Source organism: Alloalcanivorax venustensis, assembly GCF_047495515.1.
Taxonomy (GTDB): Bacteria; Pseudomonadota; Gammaproteobacteria; order Pseudomonadales; family Alcanivoracaceae; genus Alloalcanivorax; species Alloalcanivorax venustensis.
The window spans coordinates 1,094,606-1,107,141 of sequence record NZ_CP179934.1 but is presented as its reverse complement, the minus strand read 5'-3'; the positions used below and the strand labels follow the sequence as shown (position 1 = coordinate 1,107,141).

Annotated in this window: 11 protein-coding genes; 2 read left to right on the top strand and 9 right to left on the bottom strand. The window is 63.8% G+C overall.

Features of this window, described 5'->3' with window-relative positions; all coding sequences use genetic code 11:
• Positions 1-70: 70 nt before the first annotated feature.
• Positions 71-469, top strand: coding sequence for an ectoine synthase (locus ACMG4O_RS05285; RefSeq protein WP_370203685.1), 399 nt, complete (start codon positions 71-73; stop codon positions 467-469).
• A gap of 396 nt (positions 470-865) precedes the next feature.
• The gene (locus tag ACMG4O_RS05280; RefSeq protein WP_194855600.1) at positions 866-1,516 is read left to right on the top strand and encodes a response regulator transcription factor; all 651 of its coding nucleotides are present in this window, start codon (positions 866-868) and stop codon (positions 1,514-1,516) included.
• Positions 1,517-1,541: 25 nt separating this feature from the next.
• On the opposite strand, the gene ACMG4O_RS05275 is transcribed toward ACMG4O_RS05280, so the two are convergent.
• The 9 genes from ACMG4O_RS05275 to ACMG4O_RS05235 form a co-directional block, all read right to left on the bottom strand.
• A complete protein-coding gene (locus tag ACMG4O_RS05275; protein WP_414434556.1) occupies positions 1,542-5,006 on the bottom strand; it encodes a PAS-domain containing protein in 3,465 nt (1,154 codons plus the stop codon).
• A gap of 29 nt (positions 5,007-5,035) precedes the next feature.
• The gene (locus ACMG4O_RS05270) at positions 5,036-5,257 is read right to left on the bottom strand and encodes a hypothetical protein (RefSeq protein ID WP_142947377.1); all 222 of its coding nucleotides are present in this window, start codon (positions 5,255-5,257) and stop codon (positions 5,036-5,038) included.
• Positions 5,258-5,270: 13 nt separating this feature from the next.
• Entirely contained in the window at positions 5,271-5,867 is a 597-nt protein-coding gene (locus tag ACMG4O_RS05265; protein WP_142947378.1) for a 3'-5' exonuclease, read from the bottom strand.
• Positions 5,868-5,869: 2 nt separating this feature from the next.
• Positions 5,870-7,684, bottom strand: a complete 1,815-nt coding sequence (locus ACMG4O_RS05260) for a DUF294 nucleotidyltransferase-like domain-containing protein (protein WP_414434555.1) — start codon at positions 7,682-7,684, stop codon at positions 5,870-5,872.
• A 79-nt stretch (positions 7,685-7,763) separates the two neighbouring features.
• A complete protein-coding gene (locus ACMG4O_RS05255; protein ID WP_414434554.1) occupies positions 7,764-9,560 on the bottom strand; it encodes a sodium:solute symporter family protein in 1,797 nt (598 codons plus the stop codon).
• A 31-nt stretch (positions 9,561-9,591) separates the two neighbouring features.
• Positions 9,592-9,849, bottom strand: a complete 258-nt coding sequence (locus ACMG4O_RS05250; RefSeq protein WP_067609617.1) for a DUF4212 domain-containing protein — start codon at positions 9,847-9,849, stop codon at positions 9,592-9,594.
• A gap of 122 nt (positions 9,850-9,971) precedes the next feature.
• Positions 9,972-10,292 (bottom strand): hypothetical protein, encoded by a 321-nt coding sequence (locus ACMG4O_RS05245; RefSeq protein WP_067604880.1) that lies wholly within the window; start codon positions 10,290-10,292, stop codon positions 9,972-9,974.
• Between the two features lie 261 nt (positions 10,293-10,553).
• Complete coding sequence (locus tag ACMG4O_RS05240) at positions 10,554-11,516, bottom strand: tRNA dihydrouridine synthase (RefSeq protein ID WP_414434553.1); 963 nt, start codon at positions 11,514-11,516, stop codon at positions 10,554-10,556.
• A 29-nt stretch (positions 11,517-11,545) separates the two neighbouring features.
• Positions 11,546-12,403, bottom strand: coding sequence for an SDR family oxidoreductase (locus tag ACMG4O_RS05235; protein WP_414434552.1), 858 nt, complete (start codon positions 12,401-12,403; stop codon positions 11,546-11,548).
• Positions 12,404-12,536: the final 133 nt, after the last annotated feature.

Genomic DNA, 12,536 nt, shown 5'->3' with positions numbered 1-12,536 from the left:
CCGACCTCCCGGCCGCTTCGCGCGGCCGGGCTTCCCTGTTTTTTTCCTTTTTTTGTTTTTGGAGGTGTAGATGATCGTTCGCACTCTGGCGGAAGCCGAGAAAACCGACCGTCGCGTGGTAGCGGAAAACGGCAATTGGCAGTCCGTTCGCCTGTCCCTGAAAGAAGACAAGATGGGGCATTCCTTCAATATCACCACCATCTTTAAAGGCACCAAGACCCACATCAAATACGCCAACCACTGGGAATCCGTTTACGTGATTTCCGGCAAGGGCAAGATCGAGATGGTGGAAAGCGGCGACGTGTACGAGCTGACGCCAGGCACCATTTATCTGCTCGACCAGCACGACGAGCACTACCTCTATGGTGGCGAGAACGAGGACATGGTGGTGGCGTGCGCCTTCACCCCGCCCCTCAGCGGCAAGGAAGTGCACGACGAGAACGGCGTCTACCCGGCCGATCTTGACTGACAGCGGCGCCTGCCAGCCAAGCGAAGAGAACGGAACCCCAGGGTTCCGTTTTTTTTGGCCTGCGCCCCGGGACTCGACAAAAGTCTAATTCCACGGCGCTCCGGAAGCGGGCAAGGTACCGGGCATATCAAGTGCGGGCCAGACCCGCCGACAGCCGGATAACAATAAATCGAACCCCGAACAAACGGCTTGGGAGAGTTTCCGCAGGACCCTGGACGCCCGCGCCAAACCGCACGGGTCGTCCGCTTGAACATCAAGCTGATTCTGATTTTCCACGTCCTTACCTCGGCTGCCAGGCGGCGGCCCCTCTTTTTATTTCTGATTCCTCGCACCGCGGGGCGCGCCGGCGCCGCTTAGACGCTAGTATTGTATCGTCCGGAGATAAAACAGGTCCTAATAATGAGAATACTGATCGCCGACGACCATCCGCTGTTCCGCGCCGCTCTGCGTCAGGCCGTGGAAGTAAGCTTCAAGGACGCCCGTATCCAGGAGGCCGATTCGCTGGCCTCGCTGGAAAAGCTGGGCGACGACCAGGTCCCCTTTGACCTGATTCTGCTGGACCTGCACATGCCGGGGACCCACGGCTTTTCCGGGCTGATCTATCTGCGCGAGCTGTACCGGCGGGTGCCGCTGGTGGTGATTTCCGCCAACGAGGAGCTGGAAGTGATCCAGCGGGCGCTGCAGTTCGGCGCCGACGGTTTTATTCCCAAGTCGGCCTCGGTGGAAGCGATGACCCAGGCGGTGCTGAAAGTGATGGAAGGCGAACGCTGGGTGCCGGAGAAGGCACGCCGCCCGCTGCCGCCGGATCTGCCCGACTTCGCCGCCATGCGCGAGCGCATCACCAGCCTGACGCCGCAGCAGTTCCGGGTCATGGGCATGCTCATGGAGGGGCTGCAGAACAAGGTGATCGCCTATCAGCTGGACGTGTCCGAAGCCACCGTCAAAGCCCACATGACCGCCATCTTTCGCAAGCTCGGCGTCCGCAACCGTACCCAGGCGGTGCTGGCCCTGAAGGATCTGGCCATCGAGCCGCCCGGCCTGGCCTGAACCCCGCGCACCTGAAGCCCCGCGCCTAGAGCGCGCGCAGCACCTCCAGCAACGCGGCCTCGCTGACCGGTTTCTGCAGAAAGCCCACGCCCTGCTCACGGGCCCGCACGCGCACCTCGGCGCGGCGGTCGGCGGTGATCAGCATCGCCGGCACCACGTCGTCCCAGCAGCCGTCCAGCGCGTCGATCACCTGGAAGCCGGTCTCGCCGTCGTCGAGCTGATAATCCACCAGCAACAGGTCCGGCGCCGGCCGGCCCCGGGCTTCCTCCAGGGCGTCGGCGCGGGAGCGGGCGACGATCGGGTCACAACCCAGGGCGCGCAGCAGCGCCTCCAGGCTGGCCAGCAATGCCGGATCATTATCCACACAGAACACCCGCAACCCGGCCACGTCGCGCTGATCGGACACCGCCGGTTCCGGCGGGGACGCCACCTCCGGCTCGCCCACCACCAGCGGCACGGAAACGGCGAACACGGTGCCGCGCCCGGGCCAGGAGCGCACACTGATGCGGTGCTCCAGCAGCCGGCAGATACGGTCGGCGATCGCCAGCCCCAGACCGAGCCCCTTGATCTGCCGGCGCCCCAGTTGCGGCAGGCGCTGGAACTCATGGAACACGCGCGCCTGCTGGTCGTCCGGAATCCCGGGGCCGGTGTCCCAGATCTCGATGGACAGCGTGTCGCCGCGACGGCGGCAGCCGAACAGCACCCGGCCGCGCTCGGTGTAACGCACCGCATTGGAGAGCAGATTCTGCAGCACCCGACGCAACAGAGCTTCGTCGGTGCGCACCTGCAGATCACTGAACACGGTGCGCAGGGTAAGCCCCTCCGCCCGCGCCAGCACACTGAACTCCTGCCCCAGTTGCTGCATCAGCGGGCGCACCGCCACGGTACGCGGGTGCGCCTGCATGGTGCCGGTGTCCAGACGGCTGATCTCCAGCAGCGCGGAAATAATCTGCTCGGCGGCACGCAGCGAGCTGTCGATATGCCCCAACACTTCCCGCTCATAGCCGAACGCCTCGTCCTTGCGTGCCAGGCGCTGGGACAGGGACGAGGCAAACAGCTGCGCGGCGTTCAACGGTTGCATCAGGTCGTGGCCGGCGGCGGCCAGGAAGCGGGTCTTGCCCTCGTTGGCCTGCTCCAGCTGGCTGTTCAGTTCCGAGAGCCGCCGGGTGCGCTCGGAGACCATCTGCTCCAGGTTCTCGTTGATCTGGCGCAGGGCGATTTCGTCGCGCTTGCGTTCGGTGATGTCCATGTAGGTGCTGACGAAACCGCCGCCCTCCATGGGGTTGCCGCGCACCTCCACGATCACGCCGTTGGGCAGCTCCCGCTCGAAGCGGTGGGCGCTGCCCTCGCGCAGTAACTGCACCCGTTTATTGACGTCCTGCTCCAGGTCGTCGCCGGCGTAAAAGCCGCGTTCGGCGTTATGCCGGTAGACTTCCTCGATGGGACGGCCCAGGCGGATAAAGCCCTCCGGGTAATCGAACAGGTTCACGTAGGCCTGGTTCCAGGCGACGATGTTGAGGTCCCGGTCGACCACGCAGATACCCTGGCTGATGGTCTCGATGGTGGTGCGCAGCAGCTGGTGGTTGAACTGGATCAGCTGCGAGGCCTCATCCATGATCCGCACCATGTCGTCGCGGCGCACGTTCTGCTTGCTGAGCAGCGAGCCCATCACAATGCGGGCGGTGGACGCGCCCATGGCGCCGGCCAGCAAACGCTCCACGTAGCGCACCAGGTGCAGCGGCGCCGGCAGCGCCGGGTCCTCCGATATCTGGCGGCGCTGCAGATAATCAAAGAACAGCGCCCGCGCGCGCGGGTGGCCCAGGCCCCGCTCACACACCTGCAGCAGCTCGCCGGTGGTGATCAGCGGGTGCCCCATGCCCTCGCGCCACCAGTCGGTGGGGGTGTCCACGAAGCGGGTGGCCTGAGTGTCGTCCAGCGGCGCCTGGGTGGCGCGGCGGGACAGCCACACATAGGCCAGCAGATTGAGGCTCAGGCTCCAGAACACACCGTGGGTGAGCGGCTCCAGCCCCTCGATGGCGAACAGCGCATTGGGCCGCAGTATGCCCAGCCCCAGCAGACCGGCCCGGTTGAGGTAATCCACCCACTCCACCGGCAGCATCAACGGCAACAGCAGGCAGTAGCCCCACACCAGAAAGCCCACCGCCAGGCCGACAAAGGCGCCGCTCTGGTGGCCGCGCCGCCAGTAGAGCCCGCCCAGCAGCGCCGGCGCCAGCTGCGCCACCGCCGCGAACGACAGCAGGCCGATGCGCGCCAACCCTTCAAAACGGTCGATCAGAATATGGAACAGGAACGCCAGCGCCAGCATCACCACAATGCTCAGCCGTCTGAGCAGACGCACCTGGTTACTCAGGTCCGAGAGTTCCTCGTCGCCCTGGATCCGGTACTGCACCCAGGCGGGCATCAGCACCTCGTTGGTGAGCATGATCGCCAGCGCCATGGTGGACACGATCACCATGCCGGTGGCCGCCGCGATGCCGCCGATGAACGACAACAGCAGCAGCCCCTGATTGTCGGCCGCCATGGGCAGCGACAGCATGTACATATCCGGCTGCGTGGAGCCGGGCTGGGTGATCATGCCGGCGGCCACGATCGGCAGCACGAACAGCGCGAACAACCCCAGATAGGTGGGCAGCACCCAGCGGGCGGTGCGCAGGTGCTGCAGGTCGTTGTTTTCCACCACGCCGGCATGGAACTGGCGGGGCAGGCAGATGATCGCCAGCATCGACAGCAGCAGCGCGGTGACGAAGCTCTGCGAAAACAGGGCCGGCTCGAACACGGAGCGGATCGCCGGCACGTCACGGACCCGCTGCCACATATCCACCGGGCCGTCGAAGATCGCGAACAGGCAGAACAGGCCGATGATCACGAACGCCACCAGCTTGATGAAGGATTCAAAACTCACCGCCAGCATCAGCCCGGACTGGTGCTCGGTGGCGTCGATATGGCGGGTGCCGAACAGCAGCGTGAAAATCGCCATCAGGGTGGCCACCACCAGGGCGATGTCCGGCGACGGCGCCACCTGGGGGCCCACCACATGCTCGAAGGACAGGGTCACCGCCTTGAGCTGTAAGGCGATGTAGGGCAGCACGCCGACCACCGCCACCAGGGTCACCAGCACCGCCAGCTGCCGGGACTTGCCGTAGCGGGCGGCCATGAAGTCGGCGATCGAGGTGATGTGGTGCTGCTTGCCCACCGACACCAGCTTATAAATCAGCTCGCCGCCCAGCAGCATGGTGAGGATCGGGCCGAGATAAATGGGCAGGTAGGTCCAGCCGTTGCCGCTGGCCTCGCCGACGGCGCCGTAAAAGGTCCAGGAGGTGCAGTACACGCCCAGGCCCAGGCTGTAGGTCCAGGCGTTATTGACCACCCGCAGGCCGCGCCGCTCGGCGCGGTCCCCCCACCAGGCGATCACGAACAGCACCATCACATACAGCAGGGCGAACACACCCAGCTGCCAGAGACTAAACAAGAGAGCGCCTCCGTCCGATCATCACGGCTTTACCACTGAAACAGCACCGCCACGAAACGCAATACCACCGCCAGAATCATCACCAGCAAGCCGGCGCGCTGGATCTTGAACTCGGTGACCGACAGCGCCATGCCCCGGCGCCAGAAACGCAGCACCCCGCCCCAGTCGCCGGTGCGGCGGATATACTGACCGTAGGCCACCAGCACCAGCAGCAGGCCCAGCGCCAACAGCGCCCCTTGCAGGTATTGCATTGTTATTCTCCGTTTATGGTTCGCTTTTCAGCTTCAAGTACATCAAGGCGGCGGTGGTGGCGTCGCCGCGGGCGCTGTGCCGACCGATCACCGGCACCCCCAGCTCGCCGGCGACACGCTCGAAACGCAGGTCCGGCAGCGACTCCGGATTGCGATAATGGTGCCGCCGCCGATACAGGTCGGACAACTCGATCACCGGGTTGGGCAGGTCGAACCCCAGGGACGCACGCAGATAGCGGTTGATAATCCCCAGATCGAAATCCAGACACCAGCCCACCAGCGGCCGGTTGCCGATAAAGTCGAGCAGGTGGCGCAGGCCCTCTTCCACCGGCACGCCGTCGTGCAAGTCCACACCGCGCAGACCGTGAATGCAAATCGACTCGCCGTCCAGGCTGGCCGGCCGCGCCATGCGCAGGTCCAGCGCCGCGCCCGCCTGAACCCGGCCGGCGCTCACCGGCACCGCCGCCACCGAGACCAGCTCGGCGGTGCGCGTGTTCAGCCCGGTGGTCTCGCAATCCAGCGCCATCACTTCGTCGCCCGGTGGCGCCGCGAACAAATGACCATAGGGGCCCTTGCCGTGGCGCCGCCGTTGCACAAGACGCTTCAACATCGTTAATACTCCAGATGAAAACGCCGGGTCAGGCGCTTCTTGAACTCATTGACCACCTGCAGGGACTCCCTGAGCAGGTCTCTCTCCAACGGCGACAGCGCCTGTATCAGCAGTTGGTTGTTTCGGCCCTCTTCGTCGTTGCCCTCAAGACGGGCCAGCTGCTGCTTGAGCCGCAGCTCCGCGAACAGCGCCATGGACTCGCCCAGTTCCTCGGCGAAGCCGGTCTCCATATGCCCCGCCTCCACCAGCCTGTCGAGCCGGCCGAAGGTGCCGGTCTCACCGACGCGGTGTTGCAGGGACATGGCGCGCACCCCGTGCACCACCGGAAACAGGCCGCCCTTTTTGATATCGATGCCCTGCTGGGGCTTCTTCAGGGCGCCGAACCAGTTCAGCGGCGTGGAGAACTTCAACAACGGCCGGGCGAAGCGCGACAGGATCAGATCGTTGTTGCTGCACACCCGGAACAGGTCCCGCCGCAGCTCATCGACCAGCTCGGTGCGCCCCGCCGCCGGGTGCGCGTCGAGCAGAATCGCCAGGTTCATCATCGAGGCGTCGTCGCCCTGCTTGGCCCAGCGGCCGATGCGTGCCTTCCAGTCGGTGGCGCTGCCCACCCACTCCGGGTTGGACACCATGATGTTGCCCGGACAACGGGGGTAGCCGAGGCGCAGCAGGGTTTCGGTGAAGCGCTGCATGTGCGCGTCGCGCTCGGGCCAGTTCTCCGGGTCGTCGACGATCAGGGCGTTGTCCTGGTCGGTCTTGAGGATCTGCTCGCCCCGCCCTTCACTGCCCAGCACCAGCAGGCAGCCGTGCTCCTGATGGCTCTCCGGCACCACGAACTGGAACGCCTTGCTGATAATGCGTCCGTTCAGCGCCGCCAGCAGATCCATGGCGAAGCGCATCTTGACGCCCTGCGCCATCAGCGCCTGGATCAGTTCCGGCAGACGGGCGCTGGCCATCGCCAGCGCCTCCAGGTTGTCCGCCTTCTCCACTTCCAGGCCCACCACGTAGGAGCGACTGGAGAAGAAGCTGAGCACATCGGTGAGCTCCACCACGCCCACCGGACGGCGGCCGTCCATGACCACCACCCGCTGCACCTCGTGGCGGGTCATGCTGACCAGGGCGGCGAACAGAAACTGATCCGGCGGCACCGTCACCAGCTCGAAACTGGCCAGCGCCAGGGCGCGGGAGTCCGGGGTCAGGCCGTCGTTGACCAGGCCGCGCAGCAGGTCGGTTTTGGTGATCACGCCCACATGACCGTCGCGCTCCATCAGCAGGCTGTCGGCGTTGTGCTCGTTAAGCGCGGCCACCGCCTGGGCGATGGTGCCGCCGCTGTCGAGTATCAAAGGCTGGCGCATGCATTGATGCACCTTGGCGAGCATAAAGCCCGCCATGGTCACCCCGCCCTCGCGCCGCTCGGCAAGAAGCTGGTTCTTGCTGGCGAGGCGCTGGCGGAAGTAATCGTCGAATTCTTTCTGATCCTGGCACAACGACTGGAACAGGTCGGCCGGTATCAGATAACACAGAGTTTCTTCTTCGGTAATAAACCGGTAACGGCTGCGACCGTTAAGCACGCTGAGCGCGCCGAACAGATCACCGGCACTGTAGACACCAAGCCGTCCCGCCTCCGCGGGAAGGGTCGGGTCCAGTTCCAGAACCGCGCCTTTGTGAACCATATAAACAAACTGCGCCGGATGGCGCGCTTCGATAATCACCGTACCGGCTTCGAAGTACGCCATTTCCATGGCGTTCTCGAGACGGTGGCGGTGTTCCTCGTCCAGCAATGAAAACGGTAGTTGGGTAAAGTCCACGTCGATCATGGCCAGGTCCTGAACGGAGATCGGGGCCGCGCGGATACGCGGCCCCGATATTCAGCTTACTCCGTTTGTAGTAGCGCCGTTAGTGGGCGGAAGCCCCGCCGGCGCCACGCGGTACGCGGATGTCTTCAACGATATGCTGGATGTGCTCCGGCGGCGGCGCGGTCACACGGGATACCGCGAACGCGACGATAAAGTTGAGGACCATACCGACGGTACCGATGCCCTCCGGTGATACCCCGAACAGCCAGTTCTCGGCGCTGTTCAGCTCCGGCGACACGAACTTGAAGTACACGATGTAGGAGAAGGTGAAGGCCAGGCCTACCGCCATACCCGCGATCGCGCCCTCTTTGTTCATGCGCTTGTAGAAGATGCCCATCAGAATCACCGGGAAGAAGCTGGCCGCGGCGAGACCGAAGGCGAACGCCACCACCTGCGCCACGAAGCCCGGTGGATTGATACCGAAGTAACCGGCGATCAGGATCGCCACCACCGCGGCCAGACGCGCCGCCAGCAGCTCCTGTTTCTCGGAAATATCCGGTTTGAGCGTTTTCTTCAGCAAGTCATGGGACACCGCCGACGAGATCACCAGCAACAGGCCGGCCGCCGTCGACAGTGCCGCGGCCACGCCACCGGCGGCCACCAGTGCGATCACCCAGGCCGGCAGATTGCCGATCTCCGGGTTCGCCAGCACGATGATGTCACGGTCGATATACACTTCCGCGTCGTTATCGTTGATCTCATTGGTGACCACGCGCTGACCGTGGGAGCCGGTCACTTCGTCGCGGTCGCCGGCGAAGGTCGGCGTGCCCTTGAAGGCGGCGCCGGCGGACATCTGTACCCGGCCGTCGTCGTTCTTATCCACCCAGCCGATCAAACCGGAGTTTTCCCAGTTATAGAACCAGCCCGGCAGCTCTTCGTACTCGGTCTGATGCACGGTTTCGATCAGGTTGGTACGGGCGAAGGCGCCGACCGCCGGAGCGGTGGTGTAAAGCAGGGCGATAAACAGCAGCGCCCAGCCGGCACTGATACGCGCATCACGGACCGTGGGCACGGTGAAGAAGCGCACGATAACGTGGGGCAGACCGGCGGTACCGCACATCAGCGCGGCGGCGATGAAGAACACATCGATGGTGGACTTCTGACCTTCGGTATAAGCACCAAAGCCGAGATCCTGAACAATGCCGTCCAGTCGCTCGAGCAAATAAACGCCGGTGTCGTTACCGGCGGCATCCAGCACCGTGGCGCCGAAGCCGGTCTGCGGCAGCACATGGCCGGTCATCAGAATGGACAGGAACACCGCCGGTACCAGGAAGGCGAAAATCAATACGCAGTACTGGGCAACCTGGGTGTAGGTAATCCCCTTCATGCCGCCGAGTACGGCGTAGAAGAACACGATCGCCATGCCGATCACCACGCCCATGTTCACGTCCACTTCCAGGAAGCGGGCGAACACGATACCCACGCCGCGCATCTGGCCGGCCACATAGGTAAAGGAGATAAAGATCACGCAGATCACCGCGACGGTACGCGCCACGTTGGAATAGTAACGATCACCGATGAAGTCCGGCACGGTGAACTTGCCGAATTTTCTCAGGTAGGGCGCCAGCAGCATCGCCAGCAACACATAACCGCCGGTCCACCCCATCAAATACACCGAGGCGTCGTAACCGGAGAAGGCGATGATACCCGCCATGGAAATAAACGATGCCGCGGACATCCAGTCCGCCGCGGTGGCCGCGCCGTTGGCGATCGGTGATACACCGCCGCCGGCGACGTAGAAGTCTTTCGTGGATGACGCCCGCGACCAGATCGCGATGCCGATATAGAGCGCGAACGAGCCACCGACGAAAAGATACGTTAGTAGTTGAACATCCATCTCTTGGTCCTCTTTGTTATTTTCGCGGCGCTCACTCTTCGTGGACGTCGAATTTTCGGTCGAGCTTGTTCATGGTGAAGGCGTACATCCAGATCAACACCAGGAACACATAGATCGAGCCCTGCTGGGCGAACCAGAAACCCAGTTTGAAACCGAAGAACTGAATGTTATTGAGTGCATCCACGAACAGGATGCCGCAGCCGTAGGACACTACGAACCAGATGATGAGATAGGTGAAGATGAGCTTGAGATTAGCGGCCCAGTAGGCACGGGCGTTTTCTTCTCTCATTTGTTTACCCCTTTGCGCACTGACAAACACGGGACCCGCGTTGACACGGGCCAGCTGGCTCAAGAGTAAACAAAGGTGTGTTCAGCCACAGTATGACTTTAGTCGAAGGGCCTGGAGCGGGTTCAGCGGACGTAAAGCGCGCGCATCAGCCAGTCGTTCAGCGACACCACCGCGCCGCCCTTGTGCAGGGCTTCGATAAAACTGTCCTGAAGATCGCACAGATCGCCGTTGAGAAATTCCGGCTGCAGCACCCCCCCGTGGGAGACCTGCACGTCTTCCCAGCCGAAACGCCCGGCGACTTCTTCCACTAGTTTAAAGTCGTGGACGCTGTAACGGGGACGACGGCAAAACACAATCAGAACGTAGCGTTCCCCGGCTTCGTATTCCGGTTCCATGGCTCTGGTCGCCTCACCCTCGGCGAAAAAAGCGTGTACCTCGTACATGTTCCGCTCTCCTGCAAAACCCTGTTCACATAACCGCCTTTTAAGGGATAGCACGGACCATGCCGGTGTCGTGATCGAAAAAAGGTTAAAGGCCCCCCTAAAAAAATGAAAACATGCGGCGGGGGACGCCGAGGGCATGGCGGAGAAGCGCTCATCGCGGGGCTTACAGCGGCGGCCGCTTGCCCGGAACCGGGCCCCAAACCGGGCTCGGAGAGGGCTGGAAAAGGCCTCGAAAGGGCCTTTGGAAAGGCAGGTTCCGGCCTAAAAAGATACAACTTGGCCGTCGTTGTTTCCCCCTGACTCGCGCTCCAGAATGGCGCGCAGATCCGCCAGCCGCGTCTCGCGCTTCACCGACTCCATCAGCGGCCCCGCTTGCGGCCAGCGCCGGCGGCTGTAGCTGAGCCATTGCTTGACCCGGCCGCACAGCTGCGCCTCGCTGCCGGTGCCGACGATGTCGGCGCCGAAAGCACGCAATACCGCCAGCACTTCCGGCCAGCCGGCGGGTTCGCCGCCCGCCACTTCGCGGGTCAGCAACGGGTTGGCCACCGCGCCGCGCCCCAGCATCAGATCCTGGCAACCGCTCTCCGCCTGGCAGCGGCGGGCGTCCTCGAGGGTCCATATTTCGCCGTTGGCGATCACCGGCAGAGTGACCCGCTCACGGATGGCGCCGATCCGGTCCCAATAGGCCGGTGGCCGGTAACCCTGCCGCTTGGTGCGGCCGTGCACGGTGAGCCAGGCGGCGCCGGCCTCCTGCACGCCCAGAGCGTTATCCAGCGCCAGATCCATGTGCTCGTTGCCGAGCCGCATTTTCACCGACACCGGTATGTGCTCGGGCACCGCCGCGCGCACCGCCCGGGTCACCGCGTGCACCCGCTCCGGCTCATCCAGCAGGATGGCGCCGCCGCCATGGCGGTTGACGATCTTCGCCGGGCAACCGAAATTGAGGTCGATGGCCGGCGCCCCCAGTGCCACCGCCTGGGCGGCGTTGTCCGCCATGCTCACCGGGTCCGAGCCCAGCAACTGCAGATGCACCGGGGTGCCGGAACGGGTGCGGGCGCCATCGCGCAGCTCCGGGCACCAGCGGTAGAAGACACGGGGAGGCAACAGCTCGCCGCTGACGCGCACGAACTCGCTGACACACCAGTCGTAGGTGCCGACATCGGTGAGGGCCCGGCGCACCCAGAAGTCCGCCAGACCCTCCATGGGGGCGAGGATCCGTTTCATGGGCGCGGATTCTAGCACCCATGGGCCGCTCAGGTGTTAAGGATCACCCCGCCGTTGACGTGCAGGGTCTGGCCGCTGACGTAGGAGCTGTCGGCGCTCGCCAGATAGACATAAGCCGGCGCCACCTCACACGGCTGCCCGGCCCGGTTCATCGGCACCTGCCCGCCGAACTTGGCGACCTTCTCTTCATCGAAACTGGCCGGAATCAGCGGCGTCCAGATCGGCCCGGGGGCTACCGCGTTAACGCGGATGCCCTTGCTGATCAGCGCGGTCGCGAACGAACGCACCAGCGCCTGTACCGCGCCTTTGGTGGCGGTGTAGTCGAGCAGCGTGGGGTTGCCTTTGAACGCATTGATCGAGGACGTGGAGATAATCGTGTCGCCCTCGTGCAGGTGCGGCAGCGCCGCCTTGGTGAGATAGAAATGGCTGAACACATTGGTGCGGAAGGTGCGTTCGAGCTGGTCGTTTTCCAGTTCGGTGATCTCCTTCCAATCGTATTGTTCCGCCGCGTTATTCACGACGATATTAATATAGCCCAGGTCATTGAGGGTACGGGCGACAGTCTCATGGCAGAACGTGGGATCGCCGACATCGCCACGAATCAACACGCAACGGCGGCCTTCCGCTTCGACCAGATCAGCGGTCTCCCGTGCGTCGGTTTCCTCTTCCAGGTAGACCAGCGCGCAATCCGCGCCCTCGCGGGCGAAATGCAGCGCCACCGCGCGCCCGATACCGCTGTCGCCGCCGGTGATCAATGCCACCTTCCCGAGAAGCTTATCGGAGCCGCGATATTCATCACGTATGTACTGCGGCTCCGGCGTCATCCGGTGTTCGTCGCCCGGCTGCTCGTCTTGATGCTGGGGAGGGAAATGTGATCTGTCGCTCATGGCTGCTCTCCTTGCAGAATGAGTCGGCCTGCGTCCAGCGGCCGGGAATGGCTTTCAACATGGATCAGCATAGGAGAGGGCCGCTCAAAACGGCCAGCGTCGGGTCGTAAAATCATGGTAAGTCGGGGGAAGG

Excerpts from the sequence above, each read along its gene's own strand:
- ACMG4O_RS05285 (WP_370203685.1), top strand. The coding sequence starts at position 71 with ATGATCGTTCGCACTCTGGCGGAAGCCGAGAAAACCGACCGTCGCGTG.
- ACMG4O_RS05270 (WP_142947377.1), bottom strand. The coding sequence starts at position 5,257 with ATGCAATACCTGCAAGGGGCGCTGTTGGCGCTGGGCCTGCTGCTGGTG.
- ACMG4O_RS05265 (WP_142947378.1), bottom strand. The coding sequence starts at position 5,867 with ATGTTGAAGCGTCTTGTGCAACGGCGGCGCCACGGCAAGGGCCCCTAT.
- ACMG4O_RS05260 (WP_414434555.1), bottom strand. The coding sequence starts at position 7,684 with ATGATCGACGTGGACTTTACCCAACTACCGTTTTCATTGCTGGACGAG.
- ACMG4O_RS05255 (WP_414434554.1), bottom strand. The coding sequence starts at position 9,560 with ATGGATGTTCAACTACTAACGTATCTTTTCGTCGGTGGCTCGTTCGCG.
- ACMG4O_RS05250 (WP_067609617.1), bottom strand. The coding sequence starts at position 9,849 with ATGAGAGAAGAAAACGCCCGTGCCTACTGGGCCGCTAATCTCAAGCTC.
- ACMG4O_RS05245 (WP_067604880.1), bottom strand. The coding sequence starts at position 10,292 with ATGTACGAGGTACACGCTTTTTTCGCCGAGGGTGAGGCGACCAGAGCC.
- ACMG4O_RS05240 (WP_414434553.1), bottom strand. The coding sequence starts at position 11,516 with ATGAAACGGATCCTCGCCCCCATGGAGGGTCTGGCGGACTTCTGGGTG.
- ACMG4O_RS05235 (WP_414434552.1), bottom strand. The coding sequence starts at position 12,403 with ATGAGCGACAGATCACATTTCCCTCCCCAGCATCAAGACGAGCAGCCG.